The 18,648-nt window shown below is 72.0% G+C and carries 19 protein-coding genes; 10 read left to right on the top strand and 9 right to left on the bottom strand.

All coding sequences use genetic code 11. The features are described from left to right. Window positions 1–15: 15 nt before the first annotated feature. Window positions 16–1,038: a helix-turn-helix transcriptional regulator gene (locus ACZ4VF_RS19725; protein ID WP_467927319.1), complete on the top strand. Its 1,023-nt coding sequence runs from the start codon at window positions 16–18 to the stop codon at window positions 1,036–1,038. Window positions 1,039–1,069: 31 nt separating this feature from the next. Here the strand turns inward: ACZ4VF_RS19725 and argS are convergent, their stop codons facing one another. Further along, window positions 1,070–2,833, bottom strand: a complete 1,764-nt coding sequence (argS, locus tag ACZ4VF_RS19720) for an arginine--tRNA ligase (RefSeq protein ID WP_467927318.1) — start codon at window positions 2,831–2,833, stop codon at window positions 1,070–1,072. Window positions 2,834–2,961: 128 nt separating this feature from the next. On the opposite strand from argS, the gene lysS reads away from it, so the two are divergent. Then, window positions 2,962–4,701, top strand: a complete 1,740-nt coding sequence (lysS, locus tag ACZ4VF_RS19715) for a lysine--tRNA ligase (RefSeq protein ID WP_467927317.1) — start codon at window positions 2,962–2,964, stop codon at window positions 4,699–4,701. Between the two features lie 71 nt (window positions 4,702–4,772). Here the strand turns inward: lysS and ACZ4VF_RS19710 are convergent, their stop codons facing one another. The 3 genes from ACZ4VF_RS19710 to ACZ4VF_RS19700 form a co-directional block, all read right to left on the bottom strand. Continuing rightward, window positions 4,773–6,011, bottom strand: a complete 1,239-nt coding sequence (locus ACZ4VF_RS19710; RefSeq protein ID WP_467927390.1) for a DUF2637 domain-containing protein — start codon at window positions 6,009–6,011, stop codon at window positions 4,773–4,775. A 120-nt stretch (window positions 6,012–6,131) separates the two neighbouring features. After that, window positions 6,132–7,052 carry a DUF3558 domain-containing protein gene (locus ACZ4VF_RS19705; protein ID WP_467927315.1) on the bottom strand — a complete coding sequence of 307 codons (921 nt, stop codon included), beginning with the start codon at window positions 7,050–7,052 and terminating at the stop codon, window positions 6,132–6,134. A gap of 126 nt (window positions 7,053–7,178) precedes the next feature. After that, window positions 7,179–8,051 carry a DUF3558 domain-containing protein gene (locus ACZ4VF_RS19700; RefSeq protein ID WP_467927314.1) on the bottom strand — a complete coding sequence of 291 codons (873 nt, stop codon included), beginning with the start codon at window positions 8,049–8,051 and terminating at the stop codon, window positions 7,179–7,181. A 226-nt stretch (window positions 8,052–8,277) separates the two neighbouring features. Here ACZ4VF_RS19700 and ACZ4VF_RS19695 point away from each other — a divergent pair, with 226 nt between their 5' ends. Further along, window positions 8,278–9,471 (top strand): RtcB family protein, encoded by a 1,194-nt coding sequence (locus ACZ4VF_RS19695; RefSeq protein ID WP_467927313.1) that lies wholly within the window; start codon window positions 8,278–8,280, stop codon window positions 9,469–9,471. A 45-nt stretch (window positions 9,472–9,516) separates the two neighbouring features. Here the strand turns inward: ACZ4VF_RS19695 and ACZ4VF_RS19690 are convergent, their stop codons facing one another. Continuing rightward, window positions 9,517–10,113, bottom strand: a complete 597-nt coding sequence (locus ACZ4VF_RS19690) for a TetR/AcrR family transcriptional regulator (protein ID WP_467927311.1) — start codon at window positions 10,111–10,113, stop codon at window positions 9,517–9,519. Window positions 10,114–10,193: 80 nt separating this feature from the next. On the opposite strand from ACZ4VF_RS19690, the gene ACZ4VF_RS19685 reads away from it, so the two are divergent. Then, window positions 10,194–11,039: an SDR family oxidoreductase gene (locus ACZ4VF_RS19685; RefSeq protein WP_467927310.1), complete on the top strand. Its 846-nt coding sequence runs from the start codon at window positions 10,194–10,196 to the stop codon at window positions 11,037–11,039. A 3-nt stretch (window positions 11,040–11,042) separates the two neighbouring features. On the opposite strand, the gene ACZ4VF_RS19680 is transcribed toward ACZ4VF_RS19685, so the two are convergent. The 3 genes from ACZ4VF_RS19680 to ACZ4VF_RS19670 are packed head-to-tail and all read right to left on the bottom strand — an operon-like array spanning window position 11,043 to window position 12,373. Then, a complete protein-coding gene (locus ACZ4VF_RS19680) occupies window positions 11,043–11,198 on the bottom strand; it encodes a hypothetical protein (protein WP_467927308.1) in 156 nt (51 codons plus the stop codon). After that, window positions 11,195–11,974, bottom strand: a complete 780-nt coding sequence (locus ACZ4VF_RS19675) for an SDR family NAD(P)-dependent oxidoreductase (protein ID WP_467927306.1) — start codon at window positions 11,972–11,974, stop codon at window positions 11,195–11,197. Before ACZ4VF_RS19675 ends, ACZ4VF_RS19680 begins: the two co-directional genes overlap by 4 nt. A 60-nt stretch (window positions 11,975–12,034) precedes the next feature. After that, window positions 12,035–12,373, bottom strand: coding sequence for a YnfA family protein (locus tag ACZ4VF_RS19670; RefSeq protein WP_467927305.1), 339 nt, complete (start codon window positions 12,371–12,373; stop codon window positions 12,035–12,037). Between the two features lie 135 nt (window positions 12,374–12,508). Between ACZ4VF_RS19670 and ACZ4VF_RS19665 the strand changes: the two genes are divergently transcribed. After that, the gene (locus ACZ4VF_RS19665) at window positions 12,509–12,967 is read left to right on the top strand and encodes a hypothetical protein (protein ID WP_467927389.1); all 459 of its coding nucleotides are present in this window, start codon (window positions 12,509–12,511) and stop codon (window positions 12,965–12,967) included. 17 nt (window positions 12,968–12,984) lie between these two features. On the opposite strand, the gene ACZ4VF_RS19660 is transcribed toward ACZ4VF_RS19665, so the two are convergent. After that, the gene (locus ACZ4VF_RS19660; protein ID WP_467927304.1) at window positions 12,985–13,389 is read right to left on the bottom strand and encodes a winged helix-turn-helix transcriptional regulator; all 405 of its coding nucleotides are present in this window, start codon (window positions 13,387–13,389) and stop codon (window positions 12,985–12,987) included. A 133-nt stretch (window positions 13,390–13,522) separates the two neighbouring features. Here ACZ4VF_RS19660 and ACZ4VF_RS19655 point away from each other — a divergent pair, with 133 nt between their 5' ends. The 5 genes from ACZ4VF_RS19655 (at window position 13,523) to ACZ4VF_RS19635 (ending at window position 18,584) form a co-directional block, all read left to right on the top strand. After that, on the top strand, window positions 13,523–14,413 hold the full coding sequence (locus tag ACZ4VF_RS19655; RefSeq protein ID WP_467927302.1) for an NADP-dependent oxidoreductase: 891 nt from the start codon (window positions 13,523–13,525) through the stop codon (window positions 14,411–14,413). Window positions 14,414–14,500: 87 nt separating this feature from the next. Continuing rightward, window positions 14,501–15,592 (top strand): LLM class flavin-dependent oxidoreductase, encoded by a 1,092-nt coding sequence (locus ACZ4VF_RS19650; protein ID WP_467927301.1) that lies wholly within the window; start codon window positions 14,501–14,503, stop codon window positions 15,590–15,592. A 113-nt stretch (window positions 15,593–15,705) separates the two neighbouring features. Further along, complete coding sequence (locus ACZ4VF_RS19645) at window positions 15,706–16,287, top strand: FMN reductase (RefSeq protein WP_467927388.1); 582 nt, start codon at window positions 15,706–15,708, stop codon at window positions 16,285–16,287. 131 nt (window positions 16,288–16,418) lie between these two features. Next, on the top strand, window positions 16,419–17,144 hold the full coding sequence (locus ACZ4VF_RS19640) for a response regulator transcription factor (RefSeq protein WP_467927300.1): 726 nt from the start codon (window positions 16,419–16,421) through the stop codon (window positions 17,142–17,144). After that, window positions 17,145–18,584 carry a sensor histidine kinase gene (locus ACZ4VF_RS19635; RefSeq protein WP_467927299.1) on the top strand — a complete coding sequence of 480 codons (1,440 nt, stop codon included), beginning with the start codon at window positions 17,145–17,147 and terminating at the stop codon, window positions 18,582–18,584. Window positions 18,585–18,648 lie beyond the last annotated feature (64 nt).

Raw genomic sequence — 18,648 nt, 5'->3', positions numbered from 1 at the left:
GGACGACCGTAGGACATGACCCGGACAGGAACGGTCCTGGTCGTGCGGCCGGTGTGGAAGACTTCCGCCGTGCTGAGCGCGTCCGCCCGTCTGCTGCGTCTGCTCGCGCTGCTCGCCGCCCGGCCCTCCTGGACCTGCGCCGAGCTGGCCGAACGGATGGCCGTCACCGACCGCACCGTGCGGCGGGACGTCGCCAGGCTGAGGGAGCTGGGCTACACCGTCGACTCCGACCCCGGCCCCTGGGGCGGTTACCGGCTGCGGGCCGGCTCGCGCGTGCCGCCGCTGATCCTGGACGACGAGGAGGCGCTGGCCGTGGCCGTGGGACTGCGGGAGGCCGCATTCGGCGGAGGACTCGGCGGGGACCAGGCCGCGCTGTCCGCGCTGCTGAAACTGCGGCAGGTGCTGCCGCCCCGGATCGCCGAGCGCCTGGGGGAGTGGGACGACGCCCTGGTCCGGCTGCCCTGGCCCGACGCGCCCCGGCTGCGGCCCGGCGTGCTGCTGGAACTGGCCGCCGCCTGCCGGCGCGGCGAACGCAGCCGGCTGTCGTACCGCGACGGGCAGGGCCGGAACACGGTGCGGGACGTCGACCCCTACCGGCTCGTGCACACCGGACGGCGCTGGTACTTCGTCGCCCGGGACGTGGACCGGGGCTGGCGCACCTTCCGCGCGGACCGGGTCGAGCGGCTCCAGCCCACCGGCCGGCCGGTGGAGATCACCGACCCGCCGGACCCGGCGCGGCTCGTCTCCCGCAACACCGCGAACGGCCCCTACCCGATGTCGGCCAGCATCCGGCTGCCGCTGCCCCTGGCGGACGCCCTGCGGGTCGTGCCCGCCACCGTCGGCACCCACCGCGCCGACGGACCGGACGCCACCGTCGTGGACATCGGCGGTCCGGACGCGGACGGCCTCGCCCGCTACCTGCTGGGCCTCGCCACGCCCTTGCGGGTCCTGGGCCCGGACGCCGTACGGGAGGCCTTCGTGCGCCGCGCGCGGGAACTCCTCGCCGCGCAGACGGCCGACGGCCCGCCCCCGGAGTGAGGGCGGGCCGCCGGCGTCGTTCCGTGCCCGGTCAGAGCTTCTCGGGCGTGCGGATGCCCAGCAGGGCCATGCCCTGGTGCAGCGTGCGGGCCGTCACGTCGCACAGGAACAGGCGGTTCTCCACCTGCTCGGGCGACCCGGCCTTCAGGACCGGGCACTTGTCGTAGAACGACGTGTACAGCGACGCCAGCTGGTACAGGTACGCCGCCAGCTTGTGCGGGGCGTACTCCGTGGCCGCCTCCCGGACCGTCTCCGCGAAGGAGTCCAGGTGGAGGCCCAGGGCGCGCTCGGCGTCGGCCAGCTCCAGCTCCGGGTGGGCCGCCGGACGGACCTCGCCCGCCTTGCGCAGGATCGACTGGATACGGGCGTAGGCGTACTGGAGGTAGACGGACGTGTCGCCGTTCAGCGAGACCATCTGGTCCAGGTCGAACTTGTAGTCCCGGTTCGCCGACGTCGACAGGTCCGCGTACTTCACCGCGCCGATGCCCACCTGGGCGCCGCGCTCGGCGATCTCCTCCTCGGACAGGTCCTGCGCCTTCTCCCGGACCACCGCCGAGGCGCGGTCGATCGCCTCGTCCAGCAGGTCGACCAGACGGACCGTCTCGCCCGCACGCGTCTTGAACGGCTTGCCGTCCTTGCCGAGGACCGTGCCGAAGGCCAGCTGCACCGCCGTCACGTCCTCGTTCAGCCAGCCGGCCCGGCGGGCGGTCTCGAAGACCATCCGGAAGTGCAGGGCCTGCCGGGCGTCCACCACGTACAGCAGGGTGTCCGCCTTCAGGTTGAAGACGCGGTCGCGGATCGCGGAGAGGTCGGTGGCCGCGTAGCCGTAGCCGCCGTCCGACTTCTGCACGATCAGCGGGACGGGGTTGCCGTCCGGGCCCTTGATGTCGTCGAAGAAGACGCACAGGGCGCCCTCCGAGCGGACCGCGACACCCGACTCCTCCAGGAGGCGGCAGGTCTCCGCCAGCATGTCGTTGTAACCGGACTCGCCGACGATGTCCGCATCCCGGATCTCCATGTCCAGCTTCTCGAAGACGGAGAAGAAGTAGATCTTCGACTCGTCCACGAACTTCTGCCACGTCGCGAGCGTGGCCGGGTCCCCCGCCTGGAGGTCGACCACCCGGCGGCGCGCCCGCGTCTTGAACTCCTCGTCGGAGTCGAACAGCTTCCGCGCGGCCTTGTAGAGGCGGTCGAGGTTCGACATCGCCTCCTCGCCGCTCACCTCGGACCGCTTGTGGTCCAGCTCGTGCGGGTGCTCGTCCAGGTACTGGATCAGCATGCCGAACTGGGTGCCCCAGTCGCCGATGTGGTGCCGCCGGACGACGTTCTCACCGGTGAACTCCAGCAGCTGGACGACGGAGTCACCGATCACCGCGGACCGCAGGTGCCCGACGTGCATCTCCTTCGCCACGTTCGGCTGGGCGTAGTCGATCACCGTCGTGCCCGACCGCTCGGCGTGCGGCACGCCGAGGCGGCCCGTCTCGTCCGCGTACCGCGCGGCCAGGTTCCCGGTGATCGCCCGGTCCGCGACCGTGATGTTGAGGAAGCCGGGGCCGGAGACCTCGACGTCCTTGATCACGTCACCCGTCGCCACCCGGGAGACGACCTGCGTGGCCAGCTCCCGGGGGTTCGCCTTCGCCTTCTTGGCCAGGGCCAGGATGCCGTTGGCCTGGAAGTCGGCCCGGTCGCTTCGTCGCAGCAGCGGGTCCGCGCCGGCGGCCTCCGGCAGGGTGGCCGAGAGAGCGGACGCGAGGTGCTGCTGGACGTTGTCGCTGAGGGACGTGACCGAGGCCATAGGAATGGGTGCCGTTCTCCTCGTGGGGATGGATAGACCCGCCCAGTATCCCACGGGGGGTAAAGCCGTTTTCCCGGGCGCGATCCGGTCTGTGAGAATGGAGTGTCACCCCGTTCAGAAAGAAGGACGTGCCGATCGTGGCTCAGAGCACCGAGACCACCGACTGGGTCTCCCGTTTCGCGGATGAGGTCATCGAGGAGTCGGAGCGCCGGGCCCCGGGCAAACCGGTCGTCGTCGCGTCCGGACTCTCACCCTCCGGCCCGATCCACCTCGGGAACCTCCGCGAGGTCATGACCCCGCACCTCGTCGCCGACGAGATCCGCCGCCGCGGCCACCAGGTCCGGCACCTGATCTCCTGGGACGACTACGACCGCTACCGCAAGGTCCCGGCCGGCGTCGCCGGCATCGACGAGTCGTGGGCCGAGCACATCGGCAAGCCGCTGACCTCCGTCCCGGCACCGCGCGGATCGTCGCACCCCAACTGGGCCGAGCACTTCAAGGCCGCGATGATCGAGTCGCTCGCCGAGCTGGGCGTCGAGTTCGACGGGATCAGCCAGACCGAGCAGTACACCTCCGGCGCCTACCGCGAGCAGATCCTGCACGCCATGAGGCACCGGAACGACATCGACGCGATCCTCGCCCAGTACCGCACCAAGAAGGCCGCGCCCAAGAAGCAGCAGAAGCCGCTGGACGAGGCCGAGCTGGAGGCCGAGGAGGGCTCCGGCGCCGCGTCCGAGGACGACGGCAGCTCCGGCGCCGCCGGGTACTTCCCCTACAAGCCGTACTGCGGCGCCTGCGGCAAGGACCTGACCACCGTCACCTCCTACGACGACGACACCACCGAGCTGGCCTACACCTGCGACGAGTGCGCCTTCGCGGAGACCGTCCGGCTCAGCGAGTTCAACCGCGGCAAGCTGGTCTGGAAGGTCGACTGGCCGATGCGCTGGGCGTACGAGGGCGTGATCTTCGAGCCGAGCGGCGTCGACCACTCCTCGCCCGGCTCCTCGTTCCAGGTCGGCGGCCAGATCGTCGGCATCTTCGGCGGCAAGCAGCCCATCGGCCCCATGTACGCGTTCGTCGGCATCTCCGGCATGGCCAAGATGTCCTCCTCCCGCGGTGGCGTGCCCACCCCGGCCGACGCACTGAAGATCATGGAGCCGCAGCTCCTGCGGTGGCTCTACGCCCGCCGCAGGCCCAACCAGTCCTTCAAGATCGCCTTCGACCAGGAGATCCAGCGCCTCTACGACGAGTGGGACAAGCTCGCCGCCAAGGTCGCCGACGGCTCCGCCCTGCCCGGCGACCTGGCCGCGTACACGCGTGCCGTCGGAACCGCCGCCGGCGAGCTGCCGAAGACCCCCCGTCCGCTGCCCTACCGCACCCTCGCCTCCGTCGCCGACATCACCGCCGGCCACGAGGACCAGGCCCTGCGGATCCTCTCCGAACTCGACCCCGAGCAGCCGCTCGGCTCCCTCGACGAGGTACGGCCGCGCTACGACCGCGCCGAGGCGTGGATCAACACGCACGTCCCCGCCGACCAGCGGACCATCGTGCGCGACGAACCCGACGTCGACCTGCTGAAGTCCCTCGACGAGGCGTCCCAGCAGTCCGTACGCCTGCTCCTCGACGGTCTCGCCGACCACTGGTCCCTCGACGGCCTCACCCACCTCGTGTACGGCGTGCCCAAGGTCCAGGCCGGCTTCCCCGCCGACGCCACGCCCAAGGAACTGCCGCCCGAGATCAAGACGGCCCAGCGGACGTTCTTCGCCCTGCTGTACCACCTGCTGGTCGGCCGCGACACCGGCCCCCGGCTGCCCACGCTGCTGCTGGCCGTGGGCCAGGACAGGGTGCGCAAGCTGCTCGGCGCCTGACGCACGAGCGGTGACGGAAGAAGGGGCCCTCCGCAGCGGCGGAGGGCCCCTTCCTTTGGTCGTTCACACCGTCACGCGATGTGGTCCTCCTGCAGTTCCGCGGTGTGGCGGTTGGTGAAACGATTGACCATCCGCTCCGCCTCCCCCTTCGGCAGCGCCACGCCGAAGGTCGCCTCCACGTCGTCCCTGAACTGACCGGCGGTCGGATAACTGCCGTCGATCGACTTCCGGAACACCAGGTAGAAGTCCTCCTCCGTCGGCTCCGCCACGGGACCACCGCCGCCTTCGCCCAGTTCGCGTGTACGGTTCGGACCCACCGGGATGGGGAAGCTGCCGGTCTCCTCCGGGGACGGCTGCTGGAACTGCTCCGGCGGCTGGTCCTCGTACCAGTCCTCGTACTGCTCCTCCGGGGCGTACTGCGGCTCCTGGAGCATCGGATCGTAGGTGGGGTCGTAGCCGCCGTGGTACTCCACCTCGCGCGGAGCCTGGAACCAGGGGCTCTGCTCGTCCGCCTGGGGCTCCTCCGACGGGCCCGGGTGCTGGCGGGGGAGCTCGGGGCGCGCCTCGCCGTGCGGTGCCGCCGGCCGCGGGGCGGGGACCGCCGCCGCGGTGGGGGCGCTCGCGGCGACGGCGGGGACCAAGGTCGCCTCGATGCCCGCCGCCGCCAGGCCCGCCGGAGCCGTCTCCGCCAGCGGCACGCCGTACCGAGCCAGCCTCAGCGGCATCAGCGACTCCACCGGAGCCTTCCTGCGCCACGCCCGGCCGAAACGGGAGCGCAGCCGCGCCTGGTAGACGAGACGTTCCTGCTCCAGCTTGATGACCTGGTCGTAGGAACGGAGCTCCCACAGCTTCATACGACGCCACAGCAGGAACGTGGGCACCGGAGAGAGCAGCCAGCGGGTGAGACGCACCCCCTCCATGTGCTTGTCGGCCGTGATGTCGGCGATGCGGCCGACCGCGTGACGGGCCGCCTCCACCGCCACGACGAACAGCACTGGGATCACCGCGTGCATCCCCACACCCAGCGGATCCGGCCAGGCGGCGGCACCGTTGAAGGCGATCGTCGCCGCCGTCAGCAGCCACGCCGTCTGGCGGAGCAACGGGAAGGGGATACGGATCCACGTCAACAGCAGATCCAGGGCGAGCAGCACACAGATGCCCGCGTCGATGCCCACCGGGAACACGTAGGAGAAGTTCCCGAAGCCCTTCTTGATGGCCAGCTCACGGACGGCCGCGTACGAACCGGCGAAGCCGATGCCGGCGATGATCAGCGCGCCGGTCACGACCACGCCGATGAGCACGCGGTGCATCCGAGTCAGCTGCAGTGGCGCGGCCACTCGCACTCCCCTCCCCTTGCGTGATGTTGCGCGCAACAGAGTGGCACACGTGTGCGGCGAACGTGGTGCCGGTCGGCCGCCACGGCCGTCCGGTCAGCTCTTCTTCGCGGCCGACTTGGAGGGGGACGCGCTGGACGAGGCCGACCCGGACGGCGACGACGAGGACCCGGAAGACGGCTTCGACGACTTCGACGGCTTCGGCGACGAGGACGACGAAGTCCCCGATCCGCCCGACCCGTTGGCCGACGACACCGCCGCCACCACTTCCTTGAGCGCCTTCTCCGCCGCCTTCGTCAGATCGTCGGCGTCAGGGGTCTTCTCGCCCGCGAGACCGGCACCGTTGTAGTCGAGCGTCACGACGACGTTCTCCACCCGGGCCACCACCGTCTGCTGCTTGAAGAGGCCTTCCTTCTTCTTCAGGTCGTACCGCACCGCCGACGCCTCCGCGCCCGTACCGGACAGCGGCACCACCTTGGTGTTCTTCGCACCGTCCACCGACTGCGCGTCCTTGACCTGCTGCCCGTAGTACGCGTGCGCCTGGTCGTCGGCGGAGCCGCGCGTGGCGTCCGAGTCGAAGCGGAGCAACGAGACGTTCAGCCAGCGGAACTGGGAGCCCTTCACACCGTTGTTGTCCAGACTGTTCCAGGCACACGAGCCACGCGCCGACAGATCGTCCGAGCCGCCCTTCTTCCCCGACCCGGCGCCCTTGGGAACGAGATCAGACAGCGTGCCCTTCGACAGCACCCCGCACGGATCGGGAAGCTTCCGGTACGCCGCCGCCCGCACCGTCGGGGACGCGCTCGCCGACGGCTGCGTGCTGCCACCGCTGGTCGCCGACGAAGCGCTCTCCGCACCGGACTTGGCCTTGGAATCGCCGGAGTCGGAGGAGCAGGCGGCCGTGATCAGGACCGCCGGGACGGCCGCCGCGCAGACAAGAGCGCGGCGAAGGCGCCTGGCTCCCCCGCCTCCCATGGCTCGCCGGGCACGGACGTCTCGCTGGGCTGCTCGCTGCATGGTTCCTTCACTCATGACGCTCGGTGTTCGTGCGGGTTCCTGCGGGGCCACGGTACGCGGTGGAGGAGCCGTGCGGATTCCGTTCTCGCGCTTCACCGGCAGGGGCGGGTGGGGCCGGCCGGGACGTCAGCCGCCCAGCGCGTCGTCCAGCCGCGAAGCCAGATCACGGGCCCTGTCCTGCATTTCCTTGCTGTCCGGGACCGCTCCCGTGGCCATCGGCTGCTCCTCGTACTGGATCGTGACGACGACGTTGGACGTGCGGAACACCACAGTCACCGTCCGCTGTTCGGCCGTCGAACCCGACGAGTTCAGCTGGTCGTCCAGATACGCCTCGTCACCGAGGTCGGAGAGCACGCGGGGCTGGAGATCGGCGGGCGCGACGCCCGACGAGGACGCGGACGAGCCCCCCGGCTCCGCCGACCCCGCCGGCGACGACGCGTCCGAGGACGGTTCGGTCCCGGCGGCGGAGGCACCGGCCTTGCCCGCGGAGCCCTTCGAGGACGCGGACGCACTGGGTGTGGCCTGCGGCGGAGCCGACGAGCCGGCCGGCTCCGGGAGATCCGCGGCCGTCTGCTTCTCCTCGAACAGCCGCTGCGCCTCGTCGTCGTCGCTGACCGCGTTGTCGTACGACACCACACGCTCGAAATCGACGGACAGACGGTCCGTGGCGTCGGTCGACTCGACCTTCCAGCGGCAGCCGACCTTGCGGTCGGTGTCGTAGGTGAGAGCGGCCTCGCCCCGGTAGGCCTTGTCCCGCTGGACCGGGTCGGTGATCTGCTGGATGCCCGGCAGCAGCCCGTCCAGGGCGTCGTGGCCGACCGCGCCACAGGGCTCGGGGAGCGTGCTGTACTTCCCCGGCTGGGCGGCGACCGTCGCCGTTCCGGCGTCGCCCGGGTTGGCGTTGTCCGTCGGACCGTCGTCCCCGGACCCGCTCGTGCAGCCGGCCAGCAGCGCCGCGAGGAGGGCGGCGGTGCCGGTTACGTACGCCTTCCGCTGCACGGTCGGGCTCCTCTCGACGGTGTGCTCGCTGGTGTCCGCTTGCTCGGTGCTCCAGTGTCCCCGCTGGTTAATCGCTTGCCGCAGCGGGGCGGTCCCCGGAGACAATGTGTATCGCACGCACCGCCGTGGACGCCGGTCCCTTGTCCTTTTCATCGACCTTGGCGCCGTTTTTGCGTTTTGCTGCTTTCAAGCCTTTTGTTGTTGCTTCCGGGGGAATGAGGAACACATGTCGTACGTGGAGATGCCGGGCGCCAAGGTCCCGATCCGGATGTGGACGGACCCGGCGACGGTCGAGGACGTGGCCCTGCGCCAGCTCCAGAACGTGGCCACCCTGCCGTGGATCGAGGGCCTGGCCGTGATGCCGGACGTCCACTACGGGAAGGGCGCGACGGTCGGCTCGGTCATCGCCATGCGGGGCGCGGTGTGCCCGGCGGCGGTCGGGGTGGACATCGGCTGCGGGATGTCGGCGGTGAAGACGTCCCTGACGGCGAACGATCTCCCCGGGGACCTGTCCCGGCTGCGGTCGAAGATCGAGCAGGCGATCCCGGTGGGGCGGGGGATGCACGAGGAGCCCGTGGAGCCGGGGGACTTCCACGGGCTGGCGACGGCCGGGTGGGACGAGTTCTGGGGGCGGTTCGACGGGGTTGCGGAGGCGGTCAAATTCCGTCAGGAACGCGCCTGGAAGCAGATGGGCACGCTCGGAAGTGGGAACCACTTTGTCGAGGTGTGCACGGATACGGACGGTTCCGTGTGGCTGATGCTCCACTCCGGCTCCCGCAACATCGGCAAGGAACTCGCCGAGCACCACATCGGCGTGGCTCAGAAGCTCCCGCACAACCAGGGCCTGGTCGACCGTGACCTCGCGGTCTTCGTCTCGGACACCCCGCAGATGGCGGCCTACCGCAACGACCTGTTCTGGGCGCAGGAGTACGCCAAGTACAACCGTACGCTCATGATGGCGCTCCTGAAGGACGTGATCCGCAAGGAGTTCAAGAAGGCCAGGCCGACCTTCGAGCCGGAGATCTCCTGCCACCACAACTACGTGGCGGAGGAGCGGTACGAGGGCATGGACCTGCTCGTCACCCGCAAGGGCGCGATCCGGGCCGGCTCCGGCGAGTACGGGATCATCCCGGGCTCGATGGGCACGGGGTCGTACATCGTGAAGGGCCTCGGCAACGAGCTGTCCTTCAACTCGGCCTCGCACGGCGCCGGCCGGCGGATGAGCCGCAACGCGGCCAAGCGGCGCTTCTCGACCCAGGACCTGGAAGAGCAGACCCGGGGCGTGGAGTGCCGCAAGGACTCCGGCGTCGTGGACGAGATCCCGGGCGCCTACAAGTCGATCGACCAGGTCATCGACCAGCAGCGGGACCTGGTGCAGGTCGTGGCGAAGCTGAAGCAGGTCGTCTGCGTCAAGGGTTAGGCACGGTGAGGGGCGCGACGGACACTCGTCGCGCCCCTCGCGTGCTCACAGCGGCTGTGGTGACAGCGAGTCCAGCCACCGCACCAGGCGGTCTCCCTCGCGGGTCATGACGGACGGGTCGCGCAGGGCGTTGGTCAGGAGGGACATGCCCTGGTAGGCGGAGACGAGGGTGAGGGCCAGGTCGTCGGGGGCGGGGTGGCCGAGTTCGCGGAACTGGGCGGCCGTCCAGTCCAGCAGGCGGCGGATCACCGCGCCGGCCTCCGCGTCGAGGGTGCCGTCCGCGCGTTTGCCGAGTTCGACGGCCAGGGTGCCGGTGGGGCAGCCGTGGCGGGCGGCCGTTTCGCGCTGGGACACCCAGGCTTCGACCAGGGCCTTGAGGCGCTCACGCGGGTCCGGTAGCCGGTCGAGGGTGCCGGTGAGTTCGTCGAGGTGGGCCCGGTGTTCCGCGAGGGCGGCCTGGACGAGCTCGTCCTTCGTCTTGAAGTAGTAGTAGACGTTTCCCACCGGGACGCCGGCCTCGCGGGCGATGTCGGCGAGCGTGGTGCGTTCGATGCCCTGTGCGTGCAGGACCCGGGCGGCCGCCGCCGTGAGTCGTCGGCGCTTCTGCGACGCTTGTGCCCGCCGATCCACTGAGTTCGTCACCTGACTGACTATAGGCAGGCGGGGTGGGGTGGTAGTGTCGTCGTTGTTAGTTAGTCGACTAACTCAATCAGGGGGTTCTGATGATCGTCGTGACGGGTGCCACCGGGAACATCGGTCGGGTGCTGGTGCGGTTGCTCGCCGGGAGCGGTGAGGAGGTCGTGGCCGTCTCGCGCGGAGAGCGGGCGGGGGAGGGCCCGGCCGGTGTGCGGTGGGCGCGGGGCGGGGTGGGGGATGCGGGGAGTCTGCGGCCCGCCCTCGAAGGGGCGCGGGCGGTGTTCCTGGTGCTGGGAGGGGAGCTGAACTTCCGGGGGGAGGCGCCGGACGTGCTGGTGGAGGCGGTCGTGGACGCCGGGGCCGAGCGGATCGTGCTCGTGTCCTCGCAGGTCGCCGGCACCCGGCCCGACGCGTCCTCGCACGACCGGCTGCGGGGGTTCGAGCGGGCGGTGCGGGCGTCCGGGCGGGAGTTCACCGTGCTGCGGCCGGCGGGGTTCGCGTCCAACGCGTTCGCCTGGGCCGGGTCCGTCCGGGCCCGGCGTACCGTCCACGCGCCCTTCGGCGAGGTCGCGCTGCCCGTGGTCGACCCGGCGGACGTCGCCGCCGTGGCCGCCGCCGCGTTGCGCGAGGACGGGCACGCGGGACGGGTGTACGAGCTGACCGGGCCGGAGCTGATCAGCCCCCGTCGGCAGACCGAGGTGATCTCGGCGGCCCTCGGCGAGCAGGTGGGGTTCGTGGAGCTGTCGCGTGCGGAGGCGCACGCGGGGATGGCCCGGTCGATGCCGGAGCAGGTCGTCGCGGGCACGCTGGACGTGCTCGGCGACCCGCTGCCCGCCGAGCAGCGGGTCGGCTCGGACGTGCAGGCGGTGCTGGGCCGGCCGGCGGCGCCGTTCTCGGCGTGGGTCGCGCGCCACCTGCCGGCGTTCGCCTAGGTGCTACTTCGCGTGCCGTACCGCGTAGATCATGATGAACGCGACGATGTGGATGCCGAACAGGAAGTAGGCCAGGAAGTACCAGACCTGGCGTTCGTCCTTGGTCTCCTGGGCCAGGCGCCGCTTCTCCGGGGAATCCGGGGAGTCCTGGGCGTTCACCGCTGTTCCCGGTGCACCTTCGTGTTGGACGCCTGGGCGCGCGGGCGCAGGACCAGGAGGTCGACGTTGACGTGGCTGGGGCGGGTCACCGCCCAGGTGATGGTCTCGGCGACGTCGTCGGCGGTGAGGGGTTCGGCGACGCCCTGGTAGACCTTCTCCGCCTTCTCCTGGTCGCCGCCGAAGCGGGTGAGGGCGAACTCCTCCGTCCGGACCATGCCGGGAGCGATCTCGATCACGCGGACGGGCTGGCCGACGATCTCCAGGCGGAGGGTCTCGGCGAGGACGTGGGCGCCGTGCTTGGCGGCGACGTAGCCGGCGCCGCCCTCGTAGGTGCCGTGGCCGGCGGTGGAGGAGACGACCACGACGACGCCGTCGCCGCTCGCGACCAGCTTGGGCAGCAGGGCCTGGGTCAGGTTCAGAGTGCCGATGACGTTGGTCTCGTACATCGTGCGCCAGTCGGCGGGGTCGCCGGTGGCGACCGGGTCGGCGCCGAGGGCGCCGCCCGCGTTGTTGACGAGGACGCCGATCGTCTCGAAGGCGGTGGCGAACTCGTCGACGGCGGCGCGGTCGGTGACGTCCAGCTGGTAGGCGACGGCGGAGTGGCCGGCCTGGGTGAGTTCCTCGGCGAGGGCCTCGATGCGGTCCTTGCGGCGGGCGGTGAGGACGACGCGGTAGCCGGCCGCGGCGAGCTGCCGGGCCGTGGCGGCGCCGATGCCGCTGCTCGCGCCGGTGACGACGGCGATGCGGGAGGCGGCGGACGGGGCGGCGGTGGCCATGGCTGCTCCTGGGGCTGCGTCGGGGTGTGCGACCTGGGTTCCGTCCAGCCTAAGTGACCTTCAGCCGCCGTTCCGCGGCGCCCACATGATCACGGCCATCCCGGCCAGGCAGATCAGCGCGCCGGCGATGTCCCAGCGGTCGGGGCGGTAGCCGTCGGCGACGACGCCCCACAGCAGGGAGCCGGCCACGAAGATCCCGCCGTAGGCGGCGAGGATGCGGCCGAAGTGGGCGTCCGGCTGGAAGGTGGCGACGAAGCCGTACGCGCCGAGGGCGAGGACGCCCCCGGTGATCCACAGCCCGCCGCGGTGTTCCCGGACGCCCTGCCAGACCAGCCAGGCGCCGCCGATCTCGAAGAGGGCGGCGACGACGAAGAGGGCGGCGGAACGGAGGACCGGCATGGGGCCAGCTTCTCAGGCGGGGGAGGTGTCACCTGTTGGAGGGCGCCTGACGGGCGGCGCGCGTGGCATACATCCGTACGACAGTCGTACCCGCGTCGGTGCGGCGCGTGAGCGAGGAGTGGTGAGGGCGTGCGGATGCGGGCGTGGGTGTTGTCCGGGGTGTGTGCCGGTGCCGTGCTGGTGCCGGGGATCGCGGTGGCCGCTCCGGCGCCGGGGGCCGATCTCGCCTTCCACGGGAGCGTGGTGCTGGAGGGGGACCGGGCGGAGGTGCTGCTGACCCCGCGCAACAACGGGCCCGACGAGGTCGCGGACGCGACGGTCCGGCTGCGCTGGTCGGTGGAGCTGGCCGACGCGCAGGAGCTGCCCGCCCGGTGTGCGCGGGAGGACGCGCGGACGGTGGTGTGCGGGACGGGGGCGCTGGCCGTGGACGCGGCGGGGGAGCGGCTGCGGGTGCCGGTGCGGCTGCGGGAGCGGCCTGCCGAGCTGACGCTGGAGATCGACACGGCGTGGAGTGCGGGGGCGGCGGACGGGGACCGGACGAACGACCGGATGGCGGTGCTCGTGCTGGCGACGGGGGACTCGTACGCCTTCTGACGCCTTCTCGGGGCGTTCTAGGCGGGGTTCTCCGCGTCGTAGCGTTCGCGGGCGGTGCGGACCTCGTCGAAGTGGGTCTCGGCCCAGTCCTTCACCGCGGTGAGCAGGCCGGCGAGGCTGGCGCCGAGCGGGGTGAGGGCGTAGTCGACGCGGACCGGGACGGAGGGGGTGACCGTGCGGCTGATGATGCCGTCCCGTTCCAGGGCGCGCAGGGTCTGGGTGAGCATCTTGGGGCTGACGCCGGCGATCTTGCGGCCGAGGTCGCTGTAGCGCAGGGGGCCGGGGGCCAGGGCGGAGACGACGAGGCTGACCCACTTGTCGCTGAGGCGTCCGAGGAGCTGGTTGGTGGGGCAGCCGCGGATGAAGGCGTCGTAGGCGGCGCGGGCCTGTTCGCGGCGCTGGGCGGCGGTCATGGTGGCCATGGCTCTCCTCCGGGTCGGCTACGCACTCCGAGGTAACTACTTACCGATGGATAGTAGCTCTCCTACGGTTGGTGGTGCGGCCGGAAAGGTGCCGCGGGAATCATCGACTGGCTTGTTATCCAGGGGAGTTGTCATGCGTGCTGCGGTGGTGAGGACGTTCGGCGGTCCGGACGCGGTGGAGATCGCGGAGGTGCCGGTGCCGGAGCCGGGGGCGCGTCAGGTGCGGATCAAGGTGGCCGCGGGGGCGCTGAACCCCGTGGACGCGGGGGTGCGCGCGGGGTTCTTCGGCGGGGCCGGCAAGACGCTCGGCCTCGGCTGGGACGTCGCCGGGACGGTGGACGCGGTGGGGGCGGCCGCGGCCTGGCAGGTCGGCGACCCGGTGGTGGCGCTGGTGCCGGGAGTGGCCGAGCCGCTGGGGGCGCACGCCGAGTACGTCGTCGTGGCCGCGGACGCGGCGGCGAAGGCGCCGGCCGCGGTGGACGCCGTGCATGCGGGCACCCTGCCGCTGAACGGGCTGACCGCGCTCCAGGCGCTGGATCTGCTGGATCTCGCGCCGGGTGGGTCCCTGCTGGTGACCGGGGCGGCGGGCGCGGTCGGCGGCTTCGCCGTGCAGCTGGCCGCGCACCGGGGGCTGGAGGTGACCGGGCACGCCCGGGCGGGCGACGAGGGGCTGGTGCGCTCGCTCGGTGCCGCGCGCTTCACGTCGGACGGGGTCGCGCCGGGGAGCGTGGACGCGGTGCTGGACGCGGCGGTGCTGGGCGGGGCGGCCCTGGAGTGGGTGCGGGACGGGGGTGCGTACGTCGGGGTGCGGCCGGGGGCGCAGCCCGGGCCGGTGCGCGGGGTGCGGACGGGGGCCGTGGAGGTGGCCGCGGACGGGGCGGGGCTGGCGGAGCTGGTCCGGCTGGTGGACGAGGGGGTGCTGACCCTGCGGGTGGCCGGGACCTACGCGCTGGAGGAGGCGGCCGGGGCGCACGCCCGGCTGGCGGAGGGCGGGGTGCGGGGGCGGCTGGTGCTGGTGCCCTGACCCCTGGCGGGGGGCCGGAATAACCGGGGAGTGCGGGCCGTTCCGGGGGTATAGTTGAACGGTCAACAACCTGGAGGGTGAGCGACCATGCAGTTCGGGATCTTCACGGTCGGCGACGTCACGCCGGACCCCACCACGGGGCGGACCCCGACCGAGCGCGAGCGGATCAAGGCCATGGTCGCCATCGCGCTCAAGGCCGAGGAGGTCGGCCTGGACGTCTTCGCGACCGGCGAGCACCACAACCCGCCGTTCGTGCCGTCGTCGCCGACCACGATGCTCGGTTACATAGCCGCGCGGACGCGGAAGCTGGTCCTCTCCACCTCCACCACGCTGATCACCACCAACGACCCGGTGAAGATCGCGGAGGACTACGCGATGCTCCAGCACCTGGCGGACGGGCGCGTGGACCTGATGATGGGCCGCGGCAACACCGGGCCGGTGTATCCGTGGTTCGGCCAGGACATCCGGGAAGGCATCAACCTCGCCGTCGAGAACTACGCCCTGCTGCGCCGGCTGTGGACCGAGGACGTCGTCGACTGGGAGGGCAAGTTCCGCACCCCGCTGCAGGGCTTCACCTCCACCCCGCGCCCGCTGGACGACGTACCGCCGTTCGTCTGGCACGGCTCCATCCGCTCGCCGGAGATCGCCGAGCAGGCCGCGTACTACGGCGACGGCTTCTTCCACAACAACATCTTCTGGCCCGCCGACCACACCCGCCGGATGGTGGAGTTCTACCGGAAGCGGTACGCCCACTACGGGCACGGCACCCCGGAGCAGGCGATCGTCGGCCTGGGCGGCCAGGTGTTCATGCGCAGGAACTCGCAGGACGCGGTGCGGGAGTTCCGGCCGTACTTCGACAACGCGCCGGTGTACGGCCACGGACCCTCGCTGGAGGACTTCACCGAGCAGACCCCGCTGACCGTGGGCTCGCCGCAGCAGGTGATCGAGAAGACCCTGTCCTTCCGCGAGTACGCCGGCGACTACCAGCGCCAGCTGTTCCTCATGGACCACGCGGGACTGCCGCTGAAGACCGTGCTGGAGCAGCTCGACATGCTCGGCGAGGAGGTCGTGCCGGTGCTGCGCGAGGAGTTCGCCAAGGGGCGTCCCGCGGACGTGCCGGAGGCACCGACCCACCAGTCCCTGCTCGCCGCGAAGGAGAAGGAGGCGGCCACCGTATGAACGAGCGCATGAACGAGCGCATGAACGAGCGCATGAACGAGCGCGTGAGCGAGCGCGTCAACGGCAGCGACCGTGCCAACGGCGGCGCGGACGGCCGTGCGCGGGACGACCGCATGAAGCTGGTCGTGGTGTCCGCGGGGCTGAGCGTCCCGTCCTCCACCCGGCTGCTCGCCGACCGGCTGGCCGCCGCGGTCGGCCGGCACACGCCGGTGGACGTCGAGGTGGTCGAGCTGCGGGAACTCGCGGTGGAGATCGCGCACCACCTCACCAACGGGTTCCCGGGCAGGGGTCTCGCCGCCGCGCAGGACGCGGTGGCGGCGGCCGACGGGCTGATCGTCGTCACGCCGGTGTTCAGCGCGTCGTACAGCGGGCTGTTCAAGTCCTTCTTCGACGTGCTGGACAGGGACGCACCGGCCGGGAAGCCGGTGCTGATCGCGGCGACCGGGGGCACGGGACGGCACTCGCTCGTGCTGGAGCACGCGCTGCGGCCGCTGTTCGCCTACCTGCGGGCCGTGGTCGTGCCGACGGCGGTGTACGCCGCCTCCGAGGACTGGGGCGCGGAAGGACTGGCCGAGCGGATCGAGCGGGCGGCGGGGGAGCTGGCCGCGCTGATGCCGCTGACTCCGCGGGGAACGGAGGAGACCGTGGTGCCCTTCGCGGAACAGCTGGCCAGGCTCGGCGGGCCGGCCCGGTGACCGGGCGCCGGTGAGAAGACGGTAGGGCGGTGGGCCGGGTTGTCCCCGTGACGGTGAGAGGCCGGTAAAAAGCGTGATCGTAGGCCCGGCGCCCCCGGTCCGACCGCCCCCGGCCTTGGCACACTGACTACGTGCCCCAGACTGTGCTGCTCGCCGAAGACGACCGTGCCATCCGTCATGCCCTGGAGCGTGCCCTGACGCTGGAGGGGTACCAGGTGACGGCGGTCGCCGACGGCGTGGAAGCGCTGGCGCAGGCCCACACGAACCCGCCGGACGTCCTCGTGCTCGACGTGATGATGCCGGGCATCGACGGCCTCCAGGTCTGCCGGGTGCTGCGCGCCGAGGGCGACCGGACCCCGATCCTGATGCTCACCGCGCTCGTGGAGACCGCCGACCGCATCGCGGGCCTGGACGCCGGCGCCGACGACTACGTGGTCAAGCCGTTCGACGTCGAGGAGGTCTTCGCCCGGCTGCGGGCCCTGCTGCGCCGCACCAGCCCGGTGCCCGCCGCCGGTGCCGTGGCGGAGAGCACCGGGCGGGAGGCGCAGGTGACCGACCGGCAGGTGGAGGCCGCCGGCATCCGCATGGACCTCCAGGCCCGCCGGGCCTGGCGGGGCCGGCGCGAGCTGGAACTGACCCGCACCGAGTTCGAGCTGCTGGAACTGCTCGCGCGCAACGCGGGCATCGTCCTCGACCACTCCACGATCTACGACCGGATCTGGGGCTACGACTTCGGGCCCGGCTCCAAGAACCTCGCCGTCTACGTCGGCTACCTGCGCCGCAAGCTGGACGAGCCCGGCGCCCCGCAGCTGATCCACACGGTGCGGGGCGTGGGTTACGTGCTGCGGGAGGACTAGGTGGGGCGCCGCTGGCGGCTGCCGGCCGGGCCCCGGCCGAAGCTCGTCTCCCTGCGCACCACGTTCGCGGTCTCCTTCGCGGCCGTCACCGCCGCCGTGACGATCCTCGTCGGCATCCTGTCGTACAACTCCGCCGCCCGGCTCGTCCGCGTCGACCAGCAGTCGGTGTTCACGCAGGTCGTGCAGGACGTGCGGGACGAGGTGCGGCAGCACGCGATGAGCCCGGACGACTTCTCCTCCTCCCGTCCCGGGCACGACGTGGTCCGCCCCGCCCGCACCGACGTGCAGGTGCTCGGCGCGCAGGGGCAGATCGTGGACCACGGCAGCCCGGTGCTGCCGGTCACCGCCCCGGACCGGGACATGGCCGTCGCGCGGACGGCCGGGCGGGTGGTCCAGCACAAGGACGTACGGGTGGACGCGGACCTGTTCCGCATCGCCACCGTCTCCCTCGGCGACGGGCGCGGAGCCGTGCAGGTGGCGCAGGAGTTCAGCGACACCGAGGACCTGCTGCGGGCGCTCCAGCGGCGGACGCTGATCCTGATGGCGGCGGTCGTGGTGGCGGCGGGGCTGTTCGGATGGTGGCTGGCCCGGCGGATCACCCGGCGCCTGGTGGTCCTCACCTCGGCCGCCGAGGACGTCGCCCGCACCCGGCAGCTGGGCATCCAGGTGCCGGTGGCCGGTCTGGACGAGGTGGGGCGCCTCGGCCGCGCCTTCGACCGGATGCTGGGGCGGCTCGCGCAGTCGGAGGAGGACCAGCGCAGGCTGGTGCAGGACGCCGGGCACGAACTGCGCACCCCGCTCACCTCCCTGCGGACGAACATCTCCCTGCTCCGGCGCATCGACGAACTCCCGCCCGGCAGCCGGGAGGAGCTGGTCGCCGACCTCTCCCAGGAGGCGAGGGAACTGACCGACCTGGTCAACGAGCTGGTCGACCTCGCTGCCGGGCAGTCCGACGCCGAGCCGCCCCAGCGGGTGGATCTCGCCGACCTCGCCGAGGACGTCGTCGGGCTGGCCAGACGCCGAGCCGGCCGGGACGTCGTGCTGAGCGCGAGCGGTGACACCACGACCGACGGACGGCCCGGGATGCTCCAGCGGGCCATCTCCAACCTGGTCGAGAACGCGGCCAAGTTCGACCGGGGCGGCAAGGCGCCGATCGAGGTCGCCGTCACCGGCCCGGCCCGGCCCGGCACGGTGCGGGTGGAGGTGCGGGACCGGGGGCCGGGGATCGCCGAGGGCGACCTCGTCCGCATCTTCGACCGCTTCTACCGCGCCGCCGACGCCCGCTCCCTGCCCGGCTCGGGCCTCGGCCTCTCCATCGTCCGCGAGGTCGCCATGGCCCACGGCGGGGCCCCGTTCGCCTACCGGCGCGAGGGGGGCGGCGCGGTCATCGGGTTCACGGTCGGGGGCGGGATCGTGCCGGGCGCCGGCCGGGGTGAGTAGGCGTGCCTGCCCGGCGACCGGTGGGCACGCACCCGCGCGCGCTCCCATCCCGGCCGTAGCGTTG

It is taken from the genome of Streptomyces sp. NPDC029151 (assembly GCF_055564315.1).
This window is presented reverse-complemented; position numbering and strand designations above follow the sequence as displayed.

Bases quoted from the DNA above. Each gene is read 5' to 3' on its own strand.
- ACZ4VF_RS19725 (WP_467927319.1), top strand. From the start codon at position 16: ATGACCCGGACAGGAACGGTCCTGGTCGTGCGGCCGGTGTGGAAGACT.
- argS (WP_467927318.1), bottom strand. From the start codon at position 2,833: ATGGCCTCGGTCACGTCCCTCAGCGACAACGTCCAGCAGCACCTCGCG.
- ACZ4VF_RS19710 (WP_467927390.1), bottom strand. From the start codon at position 6,011: ATGCACCGCGTGCTCATCGGCGTGGTCGTGACCGGCGCGCTGATCATC.
- ACZ4VF_RS19705 (WP_467927315.1), bottom strand. From the start codon at position 7,052: ATGCAGCGAGCAGCCCAGCGAGACGTCCGTGCCCGGCGAGCCATGGGA.
- ACZ4VF_RS19695 (WP_467927313.1), top strand. From the start codon at position 8,278: ATGTCGTACGTGGAGATGCCGGGCGCCAAGGTCCCGATCCGGATGTGG.
- ACZ4VF_RS19685 (WP_467927310.1), top strand. From the start codon at position 10,194: ATGATCGTCGTGACGGGTGCCACCGGGAACATCGGTCGGGTGCTGGTG.
- ACZ4VF_RS19675 (WP_467927306.1), bottom strand. From the start codon at position 11,974: ATGGCCACCGCCGCCCCGTCCGCCGCCTCCCGCATCGCCGTCGTCACC.
- ACZ4VF_RS19670 (WP_467927305.1), bottom strand. From the start codon at position 12,373: ATGCCGGTCCTCCGTTCCGCCGCCCTCTTCGTCGTCGCCGCCCTCTTC.
- ACZ4VF_RS19665 (WP_467927389.1), top strand. From the start codon at position 12,509: ATGCGGGCGTGGGTGTTGTCCGGGGTGTGTGCCGGTGCCGTGCTGGTG.
- ACZ4VF_RS19660 (WP_467927304.1), bottom strand. From the start codon at position 13,389: ATGGCCACCATGACCGCCGCCCAGCGCCGCGAACAGGCCCGCGCCGCC.
- ACZ4VF_RS19655 (WP_467927302.1), top strand. From the start codon at position 13,523: ATGCGTGCTGCGGTGGTGAGGACGTTCGGCGGTCCGGACGCGGTGGAG.
- ACZ4VF_RS19650 (WP_467927301.1), top strand. From the start codon at position 14,501: ATGCAGTTCGGGATCTTCACGGTCGGCGACGTCACGCCGGACCCCACC.
- ACZ4VF_RS19645 (WP_467927388.1), top strand. From the start codon at position 15,706: ATGAAGCTGGTCGTGGTGTCCGCGGGGCTGAGCGTCCCGTCCTCCACC.